We start from the raw sequence: 16,722 nt of genomic DNA on the forward strand, positions 1-16,722 counted from the left end.
TCATGGAACCGAGTAAGGAGCAGCCGTGCCCGCGCCTCGTTCGTACGACACCCACCCCAGCTACCGGCCCACCGGCGGGGAGGTGACCGCGGGCTGGCCGGCCCTGGCCGCGGATCTGCCGGGCGAACCGCTCGTCCTGGCCGTCGACGGTCCCGCGGCCCTTGACTGGGCCGCGCTGTCCGACGGCCTCGCGGGCGCCGTGCGCGCGGCGGGCCGCGACGTGCACCTGCTCGACGTCCGCGACCACTACGCGGCGGCAGCCGCCGAGCGGCTGGTCGCCCGGCCGGTTCCCGCCGACGACCCGTTCTTCACCCCGCTGTCCCGCGCGCAGGTCGCGGACCTGTTCGACACCGTTCCGCGGCCCGAGCGGCCCGGGCCGGACGGCGTGCTGGTGGTGTTCGGGCCGGGCGCCGCACTGTGCGGGCCGGACGTGCTCTGGTACGCGGACCTGCCCAAGCGGTACGCCGAGGCGGCTGTGTCGAAGGGCGAGCTGCCGGTCGGCGTCAACCTCGGACGCCCGGGCGAACCGGGCGATCTGGTCCGCCTGTTCTACACCGACTGGCCCGTGCTGGACCGGCACCGTGACGCGATCGTCGGCCGAGTCGACCGGTGGATCGACCTGCGGGACACGGCCGCGCCGGCCGCGCTTGACGGGACCGCGCTCCGCGGCACCCTGGCGCACCTGGCCCGCGGCCCGGTACGCACCCGCCCCTACTTCAACTCCACCCCGTGGGGCGGCCAGTGGGCGGCGAGCGAGCTGGGCTTCACTCCCCGGGCCGGCAACACCGCCCTCGGTTACGAACTGATCGCCCCCGAGGCCGGAGTTCTCGTCGGCGAGCAGGACGGGGCCCAGGTCGAGCTGCCGTTCCAGCTGCTCTGCGTCGAGCACCCCGAGGATCTGCTGGGTGCGGACGTGCACCGCCGGTTCGGGACGTCCTTCCCGATCCGGTTCGACTACCTCGACACGATGGGGGGCGGCAACCTGTCCCTGCACCTTCACCCGCGGGAGCAGTACATGCGGGAAGTGTTCGGCTGGCCGTACACACAGCACGAGACGTACTACGTCACAGCCGCCGAGGACGGCGCACAGGTGCTCCTGGGGCTCACCGAGGAGGCCGACCCCGAGATCATGCGGCGCCAGGTGGAGGACGCCATCGCCCACGGCACCCCCATGCCCGTCGAGGAACACGTCCAAGCGCATCCGGCGACCGTGGGCCAGCTGTTCATGATCCCGGCCGGTACCCCCCACGCCTCCGGCGCGGGCAACCTGGTGCTGGAAGTGAGCGCGACCCCCTACCTGTACTCGCTCCGGTTCTACGACTGGCTGCGCAAGGACGCCGCCGGCGCCTCCCGGCCCCTGCCCTACCAGCACGCCTTCGCCAACCTGGACACGGCCAGGCGCGGTGAGGACGTCACGAAGGACCTCGTCCAGCAGCCGCGCACGCTCCGTGCCGGCGAGGGCTGGCGCGAAGAGGTCATCGGCGCCCTGCCCGAGATGTTCTACGCGGTGCACCGCCTTGTCGTGGCATCGGGCGCCGACATCTTCGACGACACCGCGGGCCGCTTCCACATCCTCAACGTCGCCGCCGGCCGAGGCGCCGTCATCGAGACCCGCGACGGTCGCACCCATTCCCTCGCGTTCGCGGAGACCATCACGATTCCCGCCGCCGTGGGCCCCTACCGCGTGCGCGCGCTGGGCGACGACGAGGTGCGGATCGTCAAGGCGCTGGTGGTCGAGCCGTGACGCCGGCCTCCACCGGGCGGGCCGGCGTGCCCGTCCCGGTCCTCGACATCGGCGGTACGCATGTGACCGCCGCGCTCGTGAACCCCGCCACGAGCCGCCCCGATCCGTCCACGGTGATCCGCAAGCCGCTGCCCTCGCAGGCGGGCGCCGACGCCATCCTCGACGGCATCGCCGCGGCAGCCCTGGCCCTGCCGGCCGGGCACAGCCCGCGCTGGGGCGTGGCCATGCCCGGCCCCTTCGACTACGACACCGGTATCGGCCGCTTCACCGGCGTGGGCAAGTTCGAGTCCCTCTCCGGCGTCGATGTCGGGGCGGGCCTGCGGGAGCGGCTGCGCGGCCGGTCCGAGAAGCTGTGCTTCCTCAACGACGCCGACGCGTTCGCCATCGGCGAGTACGGCGCCGGCGCCGCCACCGGCCACGACCGGGTCGTCTGTCTGACGCTGGGCACGGGCGTGGGTTCCTCCTTCCTGTCCGCGGGCCGTCCCGTCCACACCGGCCCCGGGGTCCCGCCGAGCGGACACGTGCACCACCTCACGGTGCACGGCCGACCGCTGGAGGACACCGTCTCGCGCCGTGGCATCCGCGCCCTGTACGGCCGTTCCACGGCGGCGGGCGCTGCCCGGCTCCCCGACGTCGACGAGCTGGCCGCGCGCGCCACGAAGGGCGACGCCGCGGCCGTGGAGGTCTTCCGCTACGCTTTCGACGCACTCGGCCGGGCTCTGGCCCCATGGATCGACCGCTTCGCAGCCACCGCGGTGGTCATCGGTGGTTCCATGGCACAGTCGTGGGACTTGATCCACCCTGCGCTCACCACGGGGCTGGGTTCGGCCGACAGAGCGGACGTTCCTGTCCTGCCGGCCCGGCATCCCGAGGAGGCCCCTTTGATCGGGGCGGCTCACTGGGCACAGGACACATCGGACGCTCCGTGAGGACCGGGCGCCCGTGCAGGCAGGCAGCAGAAAGGGCAGGCGCATGACCGCTCGCCGGGGCAGCGGGCCGACCATGCTGGACGTCGGCAAGCTGGCGCAGGTCAGCGCCATGACCGTCTCACGCGTGCTCAAGAACGACCCGGGCGTGTCGGATTCGACCCGCGAGCGGGTCTACGCGGCGGTCGACCAGCTGGGCTACCGCCGCAACCAGACCGCGCGCAGTCTCCGCCTCGGGGGCAGCGGGATGATCGGCCTCGTGGTCACCAACCTGGCCAACCCCTTCTACTCCCGTCTCGCGCTCGGTGTCCAGGAAGTCGCGACGCAGTACGGCCTGCGCATGCTGCTCAGCAACTCCGGCGAGCAGGCCGACCGGGAACCCGAACTCATCGACGGGCTCGTCGACCACCAGGTCGAAGGGCTGATCGTCGTCCCTGCGGGCAGCCGGCAGCAGCACCTGGCCCGCGCCATGCGGCACGTCCCGGTCGTCTTCGCCGCGCGGCCGCCCGCCGGACTGGACACCGACTGCGTCCTGGTCGAGGACTTCCACGGCGCGCGCGAAGCCACCGCCTGCCTCCTGGCCGAGGGACACACCCGTGTCGCCTTCCTCGGCAATCCGCCGGCGCTCTACACCGGCGCCGAGCGTCTGCGGGGCTTCTGGGCGGCACACGAGGAGATCGGCATCGCGCCGGACCACGCCCTCATCCGCCAGGGCCTGGTCGACTCCGCGACCGCGGAGCAGGCAGCGCTCGACCTGCTCGGGCAGGCCGAACCGCCCACCGCTCTGTTCTGCACGAACAACCGCATCAGCCAGGGCGCGATCCGGGCCCTGTACAAGGCGGGAACCACGCTCCCCCTCGCCGGTTTCGACGACTTCGACCTGTCCGACGTCCTCGGCCTGCCGCTGACCCTCGTCTCCTACGACGCCGACGAGATCGGGCGCCAGGCCGCACGTCTGCTGATCGACCGACTCGAACACCACGACACGGCGCCTCCGGCCTCCCGCCGCATCTCCGTACCCACCCGCGTCGTCCGCCACGGCACACCCTCCGGACAGCAGCCGGGCCGTCCACCCGCCGACGCCTGACACCTCCGTCCGCGACGGCCCTGGCCGCCCCGTATCGCGGTATCGCGGTATCGCGGTGACGCGGTATTTCCGCATCCCCTCATCCCCGCATCCCCGCATCCCCGCATCCCCGCATCTCCGTTGTCGACGGGCGGTGCCGCAAGAGGCGTGTGCCGCACCGCTCCCGCCCCGTGACGCGGAGACCACTGTCGGCCGACCGCCGAAAGGCTGCTCCATGCGCTTTCCCACCAGTGTCGAAGACCACCCCGTCGTCCAGCAGGCAGTGCACCGACTGGACGAGCTCGGCGATCCGCGCCTCGGCCGGACGCTGGTGCGCTGCCTGGACGACACCCTGGCGCGCACCATCCGGCCCATGCCCGACGGCACCGCCTTCGTCGTGACCGGCGACATCCCCGCCATGTGGCTGCGCGACTCCTCGACGCAGATGATGCCCTACCTGGCCCTCGTGCGAGAGGACACGGCCCTGCAGGAACTCCTGCTCGCCGTGCTGCGCCGCCAGTTCCAGCAGATCGCACACAATCCCTACGCCAACGCCTTCAACGCCGAACCCACCGGGCAGGCGCACGACCCGGGCGACCTGTGCGCGGATCCGTGGGTGTGGGAGGAGAAGTACGAGGTCGACTCCCTGGCCTTCCCTCTCCTGCTGGCCCACCGCTTCTGGGCGGCGACCGGACGAACCGATCACGTGCCTCTGGCGCTCCGGACAGCGCGCACCGTCATCGCGGTGTGGCGCACGGAGCAGGACCACGAGCGCCTCTCCGCCTACCGCTTCCTGCGCCGGGACTGTCCACCGAGCGACACCCTCCAGAACGCGGGGCGAGGTACGCCTGTGGCCCGGACCGGGATGACCTGGAGCGGATTCCGTCCCAGCGACGACGCGTGTCGCTACGGCTACAACGTCCCCGCGAACCTGTGTGCCGCCGCCGCCCTCGACGGCGTCGCCGAACTGGCCCGCCACGTGGACGACACAGAGCTCGCCGAAAGCGCCGCCCAACTGGCGGCGGAACTGCGAGCGGCCACCATGCGGCAAGGCACCGTCCATCACCCCGAGTTCGGTTTGATCTACGCGTATGAGGTGGACGGCAGGGGCAACGCGCTCCTGATGGACGACGCCAACATGCCCGGACTGCTCTCACTGCCCCTGATCGCGAACGTCCCCGCCACGGACGCGGTATACCTAGCCACCCGGAAGTTCGCCCTCTCGCCGGCGAACCCCACCTGGCACCGGGGAACAGCCGCCGAGGGCGTCGGCAGCCCGCACACACCCGATGATCACATCTGGCCCATCGCCATCGCCGTACAGGGCCTGACCAGCAACGACAGCACAGAGCGCGTCACAGCTCTGAAAACGCTCCTCTCGACCGACGCGGGCACAGGCCAGATGCACGAGTCGTTCCACAAGGACGACCCCCGCCGATTCACCCGCCCCTGGTTCTCCTGGGCCAACGCCATGTACGCCGAACTCGCTCTGGACATCGCCGGACTCGGCAACCGGCTCCTGTGGTCCTCGGATGACAGGCCGGCGTCTCCGGCTGACAGGCTCTGACCAAGAGCTGGGAGCACTCCTCGGCACCTCGCGCGACCGCGGCGCCGGCTGACTGGAGCAGGACGGCAGTCCCGCACTGGACCCGTGCACCTCTCGGGCGCGGACGTTGCCGCTGTTCGGTTGTGCCGTGGGCGCATGGGCGCCGCAGGGCCGAAACGAGCGTCGGATGGAGGCGACTGCGGCTACCCGAGAACGCGTCGGCACGTCGAGCAGCATCGTGGCGACGGCACCCGCTGCCGGGACGGCGGAGGAACTCATGAACTCACGCCGCGTATGAACTCATGCCGCGTACTCCTTCGGCTGCGCGGCCGCGTCCGAGGCGGTGAGCACCTTGCGGGTGACGCGCTCGGCGATGGCCGCGACCAGGGTGCGCGGCCGGCGCGGCAGCAGATGCGCGGCCAGGGCGTTGCCGAGTCCGGGGGTGACATAGCCGCGGTCCCGGTCGAGTGCCCGCAGAGCGGCGCGCACAACCGGCTCCGGCGTGGTCATCGAGCCGTTGACGGCGGCCTTGCGGGTGCCGATGGCATCGAAGAAGGGCGTGTCGACCGGACCGGGGCACAGAGTGAGCACGCGGATGCCACGCCTGCGGTACTCCTGGCGCAGGGCGAGCCCGAAGTTCAGCACGAAGCCCTTGGCCGCGCTGTAGACGGCGAAGTACGGGGACGGCTGGAAGCCCGCGGTGGAAGCGACGTTCACGACCGCGCCCGTGCCGCGCTCCAGCATGCCGGGTAGCAGGGCGTGGGTGAGGTCGACGAGTGCGACGACGTTGACCATCAGCTGGTCGTGGTCCCGGTCCGCGGCGATGTCCTCGAAGCGACCGCACGTGGCGAACCCGGCGTTGTTGACCAGCAGGTCGACGCTCAGGCCACGGGCCGCGAGCCGACCGGCGACCTGCCGGGCGGCATCGGGCTCGGCGAGGTCCTGGACCAGGACGTGGGCGCGGATGCCGTACTCCGCGACCAGCCGCTCGGCGAGGGCCGTGAGCCTGTCCTCGGAGCGCGCCACCAGGACCAGATCGTGCCCGCGGGCAGCGAGCTGCGCGGCGAACTCAGCGCCGAGACCGGACGAGGCGCCAGTGATGAGCGCTGCACTGTTCACGGGAAATGAAACAGCGGCACGGCCGTTGCGAGCGGACGCGGAGCGCAGTGTGCGCGCCATCCTGGAGGCGGCCGAACGCGTACTCTCCGCGGATCCCGGCGCGTCGATGGAGCAGATCGCGACCGCGGCGGGGGTGGCCAGGACGACGATCCACCGGCGGTTCGCCCATCGGCAGGCACTGGTCGAGGCGCTGGCCTCGTCCGCCGCCCGCCAGCTCGCCCAAGCCGTGGAAGACGGCCGGCCCGACACCGCCCCTCCCCTTGTGGCACTGCACCGGATCACGGCCAATGTGCTCGAGGTGAAGGGCGCCTGGGCATTCGCCCTGGGGCTGCCGGCCGACCCCGACAGCGAAGCGGCCGCCGTCCACCAGGACATCGGCCGACGGTGCATCACCGTGCTGGAACGCGCCCGGGCGGACAGGCTCATCGACGAGACAGCCGACCTCCACTGGGTACGACGGGTCTACTACGCGCTCCTCGGGGAGTCCCTGCAGGGCAACCCGGACGACGCCGGCATCCACACCGACACCCTCGCCGCCCGCATCATCGACACCCTGCTGCACGGCGCCGGACCGCGCACCTGAAAACGGCTGCGGGCGCGGCCAGCGACGTACGGAGACGGTTCCCCGACGGCGTGGCCCAGCCCTCCGCAGCGGGCCTTCACACCCGATCGCCGGCGGCCGGCGCCGCTTCAGCGAACGCACGGCCCAGGCCACGGCCGGCCCCGGTGATGAACCAGACCCGCGCCGGTCCGACTCCCGCGCTCTTCATCGCGCGCCTCTTCCTGGACGTGCGATACGCGTCCGGTGAAGTACGTCGTCTGACGAAAACATGCGGCACGGCCCGTGCCGTGCTGTTACGGTCCCGGTGTGGCAGACCGACGCGCCGATCGGACCGAAGCGATCTTGAACAGCACTCTGGAGCTGGCCAGAGAATCGGGATTCGCCAAGCTCAGCATCGAGGCGGTCGCAGCCCGTGCCGGAGTCGGAAAACACACCATCTACCGGCGCTGGCCGTCCCGGGGCATGCTCTTCCTCGACGCGGTCCTCAGCGCGGACACGCAGGGCCTGGTCCACGCCGACACCGGCGACGTCGTCGCCGACCTGCGCGCGGTGATGACCAGGGCCTGCGACCTCCTGGGCCGTCCCCCCTGGGGCCCGCTCTACCAGGACCTCATCGGCGAGGCACAGCACGATCCCAAGGTCGCCGCCGCACATCACGAACGCTTCGTCAAACCCCAGACCGCCGACACCCTGGCCCGCCTGAGAGCCGCCAAGGACCAAGGCCAACTGGCCCCCGACTTCGACCTCGACGTCGCGATGGAGCTCCTCTCCGGCCCGTTGTACTACCGGCTGCTGGTCACACAGGAGCCCCTGACCCACGACTACATCGACCGCGTTCTCCGCGCGGTCTTCAACGGCATGAGCCCTCGGAGTACGTAAGTACCCGCCCCGGACAGAACGGACGCCTGCCCATGCGTATCACCGCCCTCACCGATCCCGACCGCACCTCGTCCGGCTACCGGCTCGCCTGGCTGGCCGGCGCGGAGGACGGCGATCCGCTCGGACACGCGTTCCTGCGGGTGTTCACCCGAGAAGGCCAGGAGCACCTGGCCGAGGTGCACCTGCACGTCCACCGGACGGAGCGGCGTCGGCACGTCGGGACGCGTCTCCTCGAAACAGCGGTGGCCGCCGCGCGGGAGGCGGGAAGGCGGTCGGTCGTCGCGCAGGCCGACGCGGACACACCCGGCGATCACTTCCTCGCCGCACGCGGCTTCCGCAAGGTGCTCACACTGACGTACGCCCGGCTCGCCCTGGAGGAGTGGGGCGCCGCCGAGGCCGACGCGATAGCGGCTGCCGCCGCGCGGCGACACCCCGGCTACCGGCTCGCGTCCTGGCGCGGCACCGTCCCCGGGGAACTGGCCGAGACATTCGCCGCGTCGCGCCGCGCGATGGACGACATGCCGATGGACGACACCGACTACGGCGTGGTCGTCTGGGACACCGAGCGGGTTCGGGCCGCTGCCCAGGCCATCGCCGACCGAGGGGATCTGCTGACCACGGTGGTCGCCGTCGACGAGTCCGACGGCTCGATCGCCGGCTTCTCCGAACTCGTCGTCCCGGGTGACGGCAAGGGCGACGGAACGCACTACGGCACCGGCGTCCTCCCCGAGCACCGCGGTCACGGCCTGGGCCGCTGGATGAAGGCCGAGTCGATCCGCCTGGCCCGCACCAACCACCCCGACCTCGCCGGCCTGGTCACCGACACGGCGGACAGCAACACACACATGCGGCGCATCAACGACGCATTGGGATACGCCCCCACCCACAAGGCCCTGGAGTACCAGCTCGACCTTCAATCACCCGGCTCCTGACCGCGCTGATACCAGCTACTCGCGCCGCCGCCGGGGTGCAGCAGGAGACGCCCACACCGCGCGGAGTCCTCGTCCCCGTGCCGACGGTCAGGTCAGCACGGTCAGGCGCCCTTGCCCGCGGGCTCCAGGATCGCCACGCACTCCACATGGTGCGTCATCGGGAAGATGTGCAGTGGGTCGATCACAAGGGAACGTGCAGGTCAGGAGGCGTAACCCGCGTGCGCCCATAGGCCCCGTGCGTCATACGTGCGTCACTTTCATGGCCATGCGTGGCAGCGGGGGTATCGCACTGCGGCCTGATCGACCAGCGAAACACGTAGGCCCGCCCACCCCACGACCACATGAAAAGCCCTGCCGGTTCGGAACGAACCGGCAGGGCTGACAATATACGAAGCATCAAGGGACCGGCTTGCAATCACTGCGCCCCAGCCAATGCGCGGGAAGCGCCCGTGGGAACTATGAGCTGCGATTCGAGCCGCGTCCACGCCCCGAGAACCGCCTCGTGCGCATCAGGTGCGAGGTGGGCGTAGCGCTGAGTGGTCTGATAGCTCTCGTGCCCCAACAGGTGCTGCACCTCGTACAGGGACACCCCCTTTTGCACAAGCCACGAAGCGCATGTGTGACGCATCGAGTGCGGCGGATACTCGGGGACAGCTCGCCGCCTGCCACCTGCTTCGAGATAGCAGGCCGCACGTACGGCAGGCCACCACGTCTGGCGCCGCCAATTTCCGTCGTCAAGCAATCGGCCGGCACGCCCCTTAGTGACAGTGGTGAAGACGACACCGTCACGATCCCTCCCATGCATGTAACGTGCCAGGGCATCTAGCACGTGGTCTGGCAGGGGAACCTCTCGGCGACTCTTTGCCGTCTTCGGATACTCCTTGATGCCCGACTTCGTATTGACCTCGACGACGAATAGCCGCGACCTACGCCAGTCAATCCTCTTACCATGGAGCCCTGACAATTCTCCCCACCGGAGACCGGTATAGAAGCCCAAAAGGGCCATCGTCTGCCATGGTCGTGACAGCCCATCAAGAATCGCCTGGGCTTGATTGAGCGTAAACCACTCCGGAGGTTTTACTACTACCGGCGGCAAGTCTATGCGCCTGCATGGCGTAACTGGGATTAGGTCCTCATCGACTGCGGCCTGCATCAGCGAGTGCAGCAAGTTATACGATCGCCGAATTGCCGATGAACCCTTTTTCTCGAGCATCAGCTTGCGGACCCACGTCTGCACGTCAAGGCGACCTATGGTCCGCATTTCCCAGTCCGCCCAATAGGGCATGACATGGTTGCGCATGGCAGAAGCGTCCCCACGCAGCGTATGAGGCTCGGCAATCCGCGCATCCCACCAGCGGTCATGCCACTCGCGAAACTTAATCTTTCCAGCACGAGGATCCCGGTGCACACCCCGCCGGAATTGAGCCTCTCTCCCAGCCGCCCAATCACGCGCCTGGTCCTTAAGCGTAAAGGTCTCCGTATCCCGATCGCCCGCCGGCGTCCTTACGGTCGCTTGCCACTTCCCCGATGGAAGTTTACGCAGGTAAGCCATCTCACCTTTCTCGATTCATCTAGCAATTGGACACGTGGGGCTAACTTGCCTGAGAGGCGGAGGAAGAGGAACCGGACGAGCTAGTGCGCCGCTCAACGAGAGCCTTTACGTCACTTCCGCTAACCCTCACACGAGAGCGTTCCGTGCCCGTGCGCAGATCGATAGCCGAAAGCTCGCCCAGAGCTATGTACCGATACACCGAGCGTCGACTGACATCCAAAATTTCTGCAACGTTCTGTATCGATAGCAATTTTTCACACACGGCAGGCTCCGATGGATAGGGCAGGACGACGGCCAGTCCGCACTCGATCCACCGCCAAGCAGTCGGTGAGGACGCCCTAAACGATCCGGAGAATCCCCGGTTTCGGTAACCGGGGATCGTGGGCTATATTCCGCCCCGCGCACGACAGTTGAGAGGTCAGCCTGTAGAGCGTGAGCGCGGGGTGGATATGGTCTTCGACCAGGACCACCAGCCGCCCTCGGTGGGAGGGCCTAGGTTGCGGTTCGCGACGCGTTCGGGGGTACCAGGGGCTCGGCTGATGCAGCGGGCCTCAGCCGCGAAGTGCGCGCCCACCAGGTCTTGGCAATGCCCGCGCTGCACTCGGTCCTCGCCGAAAGGGCCGACGGCGCAGACGCCAAGGCACGGGGCCGTGGACAGGGCGGCGTAGTCAGCTTTCGTCTGGGCGGTCCATACGTTCATGGCGCCAAGCGCTGGGAGGATCGGAGCAGTGACGCGGGCCGATCGAAGTACGGCTTTCAGCAGGTGGGCCTCCTTGCTAGGGACCATGGAGCGAGAAGAGGGGCGGGGGCCAGCGCCTGACGCCAGCACCCGCTCCGCTTGGAGCGTCTCTGACCTGGTCTGTTTCTGGGAGAGGTTGTACGTTGACATGGTCTCCGGGGAGGGTTCCAGTCCTTCGGGGCTCTTTCTCGTCTGCCGTGGGCGAATCCATCCTTGGGCCTGCCACGGTGAGGGCTCCGCCTACCTTGGCGGGAGGAGGTCGGCGCCTTCGGCGCGGAGCACCTACGCGACCTCGTCGACCAGGGCCTGGTCATCATCAGCGGGACGACTAATCCTCACGTTTGCAGCAGGTCTGCTATCGGTCCGAACACCGCCGATGCGACCTGCAGTAGGGATTCGGTCTCGTCGTAGGCGGCACGCACCGAGCAAGCGGTGTGACAGTCGCCGCACAGTTCACGCCTCGCTCGAGACACAGCAACCGCTGGGCGGCGGGATCGTTGACGGACTCAAGTAGGCGAGCGGCGATCGGGGCGACGGCGCGGTGTTCGGCGACCATCCGTGAGGTCCTAGGGACCTGCGGGGAGGCGTAGAGAAAGAACTCGATCGCTGTACCTTCCACGGCCGGCCGCGCTCCAGGATCTCGGTCTCGGTGCCAGTCCGGAAGCCGTCTCGTCGACACAAGCCTGCGAGGCCCTCCGGGTAGTTGGGCGCTCCCGCCAGGAGGTTCACACGGGGCCAAATAGTTCAGCTCACCCATCCGCAATGAGATGGGTGAACTCATGCAGCGCGGCGGCAGCCACGCCGTGGCCGATGCCGCCCTGCGTACCGCAGTCCCCCGTCGGTAGTGGACAGGGGCCGCCCTCGAAGAAGCCCTCTCGCAGCCGCGGGATGGCATTCGGCAGCCACTCCCCTTGTTCTTGTGCAGTTACTCGCCGAAGAGGGGCGAGGCTCCTGGGGTGTTGACGACGGTGGCGCCACCACATGGTGCGATCTGAGATTGGCGGCCAGCTGATGACCGGCAACCGCAGCAAGAGAAACGGGGCCTCGTCATCCTCTGACGCCGACGGCGCGCTGATGGTCGGTGCCCTAGCTCACGACCGCCGCCATCGGATCGACTGGTCCGTCACGGTGACCGAATTACGCGGGCGTGGCGCAGCGGAAGCCGGTGTCGTTGTCCTTCATCGACGCTGCGGCAGTGTTCAGCAGGGACGGCGCTGCCCGTTCGACCGGAGACGTGAACGCGGAGCCTTTCAGGTGGTACCGCCCGCTGCCGAGCTCTTCCTCGGTGGAGCACCATTCCCAGACGTTGCCGCACATGTCGAAGATGCCGAATGGGCTGGCGCCGGACTGGTAGCGGGAGACAGGGGTTGTCGCGTCAATGCCCGCTTCGGCCGTGTTCGCCTTCGCGGCTGTCGGCTCATTGCCCCAGGGGTAGACGCGACCACGCGGTCCGCGAGCCGCCTTCTCCCACTGCCGGGCGGTTGGAAGGAGCTTGCCAGCCCAACGGGCGTAAGCGGCCGCATCGTGCCACGTCACCCACACCACGGGGTGGGTGGCCAGGGTGACGGGGCAATGGCCGTCTGGCCAGTGCTGGGGCCTCCGGTGCTTGGTGGCCAACACGAAGCGCGAGTAGTCCTCATTGGTCGTCGGGTAGACGTCGATGAGAAACGGTTCCAGCCACACCGAGCGGTTGTCAGGGCCGGAGAGATAAATGCCCTCCTCGACGAGGGCCATGACCTTCCCGTCGATCGGATGCCGGCGAGTGCTTGGGTCCCGTCGCAGGAGTTCCTCGGCCCGTTCGTCGTGCTCAACGGCCGCACGTTCGGTCATGAGCGCGGCGAACCGTTGCTGAACGTCGGGCGTGGCCTGAGTCAGAAGCGTATCGAGGGACGTCTGGTTGTCGAGTTCGAGTTCGATGGTCTCGCCCCGGCGTTTCCACCGGGGGACCTGACGAGGGTTCACGCCTACTAGCTCGGCGAACTCCTTCTGCTTCTTCCGCATGGCCGTGCGCAGCAATTCGGCTTCACGGCCGGTCCACCTGGTAACCCGCGCCATAACGCTTGCTTCCCTACAGGGTCTCGCCGGCGATCGACAGGTACGCCTCCTGGAGCTGCCTCAAGACAGGGTGCTCCACGGAGAACTCGGTGTCGTCGATCGCGGCCAAAGGGCGCACGCCGATCGACGTGTTCGTGGCGAACGCCGCGGCCATGCCCTTGGCCTGGTCCAGGGTGACAGTGGAGATGCGGTGTTTCGCATGCTGCTGGAGCAGAGCCATGGTGACGCCGGGCAGCACGGGGGCATCTGGCCACACGACAGTGCCCTCTTGGTCGACGAAGGCCACGTTCCAGGTGCCGCCCTCGGAGACGAACCCGTCACAGCCGACGAATAGGGCATCGTCGAAGTTTGCTCGCTGAGCCGAGCCCCGGGCGTGCAAGGCGCCGAAGAGACCGATGTGCTTCACCTGGGGCAGGTCACGCTCGTACACCAGGCTCTGGGCGCGCAAGGGCGCCGGAGGAAGGGCGCCGGCACCGCGTACGGACACGAGAACGTGCGGCTCGTTGGCGTGGGCCGGGTGGCCCATCTCGACCTTCGGGTCATAGATCGTGACACGCACGACGCACGGGCGGGTCTGCCCCTCCAGAGCCTGACGGACGTACTCGCGCACGCGGTCGGTCTTCAGAGCCGCGTGCCACACGATCTCGCAGTCCCGCGCAAGGCGTTCCAGGTGCAGCGTCAAGCCACGGACGCTGCCGTCGGAATCGACACGCATGGACGTGAAGTGCCCGACGTTCGTGAGTGCCAGGGGAAGCAAGTCATCTACAGATACGGGCTTTCCATCGAGAGTCACCATGCAGCCAAGCATGTCAGGACCATGCCCTCAGGCGGCACCCAAATCTGGTTACTGACGGGTCAACGTCATCTGTAAGTCATTCCCAAGCCTTCACTGCGAGGTGTTCGCTGGTTACTGCGCGAATACGCCTCGCCATCGGCATGGCGCCTCGTGCCGCGCGCTTGGCGCCTCAGCCACACGTTCACCACGCCATTCCATCCGGGAGGAGCCCGATGACGGTCGCAACAGCTCTCGCACCGGTCACGACGCGGTCGGTACCACGCCCCGGGTACGCCGCCTTCGAGTCATGCTTCGCCCCGGAACCGATCAACGTTGGCCGCGCGCGTCACACCAGCAGCGTCTTCCTGCGGCTATGGGAGGTCGCCGGCCCCTTGGCTGAGGGCGTGGTGCTTTGTGTCTCCGAGCTGGTCACTAACGGTGTGATGCACGGCTCTGGAGACCTGTCACTGCGCGTCCGATGCCGCGACACCGAGATCCTCGTCGAGGTCCAGGACGGCAGCTCAGTGTCGGCGACCATGCGTTCGGCCAATACTGATGCCACTTCGGGGCGGGGCTTGGTCCTCGTTAAGGCCCTCTCCGGGGATTGGGGAGCCAGCGCGGACGGCCGGACGACGTGGTGCACGTTTCCTATCCTTGTGGGCAGGCCCTGATGACTGCCCCTGCGAGCACCACCATCGCGGCGTTACAGGAAGTCGAGCTACGGACGTTCGGAGGCGGCAAGCCAGTACGTGGAGAGCATCTCGCCCGGCCAAGTCGGCTGACGGACTTCACATCGCGGTCCCATCTCCTCGAAGTACGGCGCCAGGTCGATGATCGGTGTCCCGTCGACGGCGTCAAGATCCGTCACCAGGAGATCCCGGCCCTTCACTTTCAGCAACCGCGGGTAGCTGGTCGCCAGCTGGTTGGGCCTCCGATGGTTGCGGTGGACGAACGTACCCGTCGCCGGCCACCTCGGATTTCCCCGCGGGCTACGCGCGTGCAGCTGGACGTCTTCCGGCCGCGCCATGTGGAAGCGCCACGTCACCGTCAGGTGGGAGAACTCCTCGATGCCCTGCAATGTTTCGAGGGGGTACGCGTCGTTGAGCCTGATGACCGATTCGATCCCGCCCTGATAGTCGTCCTGAACGCGGGTGTGGCCCCCGACCACCGTTGCGATCGACTCGACCTCGTACGTCGCCATCAGGGTCGTTCCTCTCATTCAGAACTTACGCATCCTGTAGCCGTTACGCGAAGCAACGGGCCTGATCCGCGGTCAGCCTATGACCCGCAGCATCTCCCGTGCCCGATGGTCCAATTCGGCAACGTGGCGACCTCCGCGTTGCCGAACGGGCGAGAGGTCGCTCTGCATCCGGACGATGACGTCGCGGACGCGGCCCGACAGGACGCCCGCCATGGCATCGAGGGCTTGCCCCCAGGTAGTGCATGCCTCGTCGAGGTGGCCCTGCTGAACCTGGACGGCGCCGAGGTAGCCGAGGGTCACGCTGTGGGTGCGGGCGTATTGCTGGCGGCGGCGAGTGGCAACGCTGCGCTGAAAGTGGATCTCCGCGTCGACTGGCTGACCCAGGTCGCGCAGGGCGCAAGCCGTCTCGTGGGCGAGGGAGGCTTCCTGGAAGAAGTCCACGCGGCCGGGCGCACCGTCGTTGTCCGCGCGGGCGAGGTCCCGCTCCGCGCGACTGATGGCCGCAAGGGTGCCAGACCGGTTGCCGTCGGCCGCGAGCGCTCGTGCGTGAACGATCGCGAGCAGAGCTTTCTCCCGCTGGCTGGCCTGGCCGTAACGGTCGCGGGACATGGAGGCTTCGGCCAGGGCGAGCGCTTTGCGTGGGTGCCCGAGGTCCACTGCCTGATGGGCGAGGGCTCGCAGAATGTGACCGGCAAGTGGTCCGTCCCCGGCTTCTGCCGCAATGCGGGTGGCAAGGGTGAGGTAGCGCTGGGCTGTTCGGTGCTCGGAGGCGTCGAACGCCATCCAGCCGGCGAGGTAGGTCATCTCCGCGACAGCGGAGTACGTGTCCCGGCGGCTCTGTTCCGTGCGGAATCGGCTGCCAAGCAGGGGGACTGCTTCGTCGCGGAGGTGGCCGGCCAGCGCCGAGCGCCCGGAGGCGCCTCCGCGCTGCTGGTCTCGCGCGGAGTAGAAGTTCGTGAGGTCGCGGACGTCGTCGATGTCGGCCTGGGCCACCAGTCGGGGAGAGACTGCCGTGCGTCTGGCTGCTGCGGCAGGGGCGGCTGCCCACCACGAGGCGGTGGGCAGGGCCAGGCCGGCGGCGGAGTACGCGGAGGTCGCCAGCAGCTTGCGTCGGTGCATGTCCAGATCGTCGCTTCCCAGCTCAGCCAGCACAGTCAGAGGGTCGACGCTCCAGTCGGAACCACTGTCGGCCGTACCTGTCGGCACTTCCTCCAGCCCGAGGTCAGCCAAGGTGAGGCGGCGGCCGAGCCTGCGGGAAAGCGTCTCGCGCAGGATATGCCGCGCTATCCCGCTGGGCTTCGTACCCAGGACCCACATGGAGATATGCGAACGGGAGATGGCCTCCAGCTCCCGTACGCCACTCTCCGCAGCCACGCGGGCAACTGCAGCGGCCGCTTGAGGCTGGGACCAGCCCGCTTCGCGCAGAAGGGCGGAGAAGGCGAGATTTCGCTCACGGGCCATGGACTGCCCCTCGGTCTCGAAATGATCTTTGGCGCCTTTGGCGGCCTTGGCAGCCGTGCAGGCATACCCCTCGGCGGCGATTCAGGGTTCGCTCAACGTAGCGGCCGGGTCACTCACTATGCACCTCAGTCGTCGGCACTCCAAGGCGAACCCCACTTAACTTGG

The 16,722-nt window shown here is 68.6% G+C and carries 15 protein-coding genes; 8 read left to right on the forward strand and 7 right to left on the reverse strand.

The features are described 5' to 3' along the window. The first annotated feature begins 25 nt into the window (after nucleotides 1–25). The 4 genes from RI578_RS09155 to RI578_RS09170 all read left to right on the forward strand — a co-directional run bounded on the left by RI578_RS09155 (nucleotide 26) and on the right by RI578_RS09170 (nucleotide 5,303). Entirely contained in the window at nucleotides 26–1,744 is a 1,719-nt protein-coding gene (locus tag RI578_RS09155; RefSeq protein WP_310870651.1) for a class I mannose-6-phosphate isomerase, read from the forward strand. Then, nucleotides 1,741–2,673 carry an ROK family protein gene (locus RI578_RS09160; RefSeq protein WP_310870652.1) on the forward strand — a complete coding sequence of 311 codons (933 nt, stop codon included), beginning with the start codon at nucleotides 1,741–1,743 and terminating at the stop codon, nucleotides 2,671–2,673. Before RI578_RS09155 ends, RI578_RS09160 begins: the two co-directional genes overlap by 4 nt. Before the next feature lie 43 nt (nucleotides 2,674–2,716). Further along, a complete protein-coding gene (locus tag RI578_RS09165) occupies nucleotides 2,717–3,757 on the forward strand; it encodes a LacI family DNA-binding transcriptional regulator (RefSeq protein ID WP_310870653.1) in 1,041 nt (346 codons plus the stop codon). A 214-nt stretch (nucleotides 3,758–3,971) separates the two neighbouring features. Continuing rightward, nucleotides 3,972–5,303: a glycoside hydrolase family 125 protein gene (locus tag RI578_RS09170; protein WP_310870654.1), complete on the forward strand. Its 1,332-nt coding sequence runs from the start codon at nucleotides 3,972–3,974 to the stop codon at nucleotides 5,301–5,303. Between the two features lie 279 nt (nucleotides 5,304–5,582). Here RI578_RS09170 and RI578_RS09175 read toward each other — a convergent pair whose 3' ends face one another. Next, nucleotides 5,583–6,401 (reverse strand): SDR family oxidoreductase, encoded by an 819-nt coding sequence (locus RI578_RS09175; protein ID WP_310870655.1) that lies wholly within the window; start codon nucleotides 6,399–6,401, stop codon nucleotides 5,583–5,585. Between RI578_RS09175 and RI578_RS09180 the strand changes: the two genes are divergently transcribed. From RI578_RS09180 to RI578_RS09190, 3 genes are all read left to right on the forward strand, one after another. Beyond that, the gene (locus tag RI578_RS09180; protein WP_310870656.1) at nucleotides 6,382–6,984 is read left to right on the forward strand and encodes a helix-turn-helix domain-containing protein; all 603 of its coding nucleotides are present in this window, start codon (nucleotides 6,382–6,384) and stop codon (nucleotides 6,982–6,984) included. The two genes, RI578_RS09175 and RI578_RS09180, sit on opposite strands and share 20 nt — an antisense overlap. Nucleotides 6,985–7,305: 321 nt before the next feature. Further along, a complete protein-coding gene (locus RI578_RS09185; RefSeq protein WP_310870657.1) occupies nucleotides 7,306–7,842 on the forward strand; it encodes a TetR/AcrR family transcriptional regulator in 537 nt (178 codons plus the stop codon). Nucleotides 7,843–7,874: 32 nt separating this feature from the next. Continuing rightward, nucleotides 7,875–8,774: a GNAT family N-acetyltransferase gene (locus RI578_RS09190; RefSeq protein WP_399059754.1), complete on the forward strand. Its 900-nt coding sequence runs from the start codon at nucleotides 7,875–7,877 to the stop codon at nucleotides 8,772–8,774. A gap of 415 nt (nucleotides 8,775–9,189) precedes the next feature. Here RI578_RS09190 and RI578_RS09195 read toward each other — a convergent pair whose 3' ends face one another. The 4 genes from RI578_RS09195 to RI578_RS09210 form a co-directional block, all read right to left on the reverse strand. Next, nucleotides 9,190–10,326 carry a site-specific integrase gene (locus tag RI578_RS09195; RefSeq protein ID WP_053931066.1) on the reverse strand — a complete coding sequence of 379 codons (1,137 nt, stop codon included), beginning with the start codon at nucleotides 10,324–10,326 and terminating at the stop codon, nucleotides 9,190–9,192. A gap of 40 nt (nucleotides 10,327–10,366) precedes the next feature. Beyond that, the gene (locus tag RI578_RS09200; RefSeq protein WP_310870658.1) at nucleotides 10,367–10,588 is read right to left on the reverse strand and encodes a helix-turn-helix domain-containing protein; all 222 of its coding nucleotides are present in this window, start codon (nucleotides 10,586–10,588) and stop codon (nucleotides 10,367–10,369) included. Nucleotides 10,589–12,202: 1,614 nt separating this feature from the next. Beyond that, the gene (locus RI578_RS09205; protein ID WP_310870659.1) at nucleotides 12,203–13,120 is read right to left on the reverse strand and encodes an SUMF1/EgtB/PvdO family nonheme iron enzyme; all 918 of its coding nucleotides are present in this window, start codon (nucleotides 13,118–13,120) and stop codon (nucleotides 12,203–12,205) included. Nucleotides 13,121–13,133: 13 nt separating this feature from the next. Next, a complete protein-coding gene (locus RI578_RS09210; protein ID WP_179831254.1) occupies nucleotides 13,134–13,916 on the reverse strand; it encodes an aminotransferase class IV family protein in 783 nt (260 codons plus the stop codon). A gap of 212 nt (nucleotides 13,917–14,128) precedes the next feature. Between RI578_RS09210 and RI578_RS09215 the strand changes: the two genes are divergently transcribed. Next, nucleotides 14,129–14,566: an ATP-binding protein gene (locus RI578_RS09215; RefSeq protein ID WP_310870660.1), complete on the forward strand. Its 438-nt coding sequence runs from the start codon at nucleotides 14,129–14,131 to the stop codon at nucleotides 14,564–14,566. Nucleotides 14,567–14,613: 47 nt separating this feature from the next. Here the strand turns inward: RI578_RS09215 and RI578_RS09220 are convergent, their stop codons facing one another. Both RI578_RS09220 and RI578_RS09225 read right to left on the reverse strand, forming a co-directional pair. Beyond that, nucleotides 14,614–15,096, reverse strand: a complete 483-nt coding sequence (locus tag RI578_RS09220) for an SAM-dependent methyltransferase (protein WP_053931063.1) — start codon at nucleotides 15,094–15,096, stop codon at nucleotides 14,614–14,616. Nucleotides 15,097–15,168: 72 nt separating this feature from the next. Further along, on the reverse strand, nucleotides 15,169–16,557 hold the full coding sequence (locus RI578_RS09225; protein ID WP_199831623.1) for a Tat pathway signal protein: 1,389 nt from the start codon (nucleotides 16,555–16,557) through the stop codon (nucleotides 15,169–15,171). Nucleotides 16,558–16,722 lie beyond the last annotated feature (165 nt).

It is taken from the genome of Streptomyces sp. BB1-1-1, from assembly GCF_031597775.1.
Classification (GTDB): Bacteria; Actinomycetota; Actinomycetes; order Streptomycetales; family Streptomycetaceae; genus Streptomyces; species Streptomyces thinghirensis.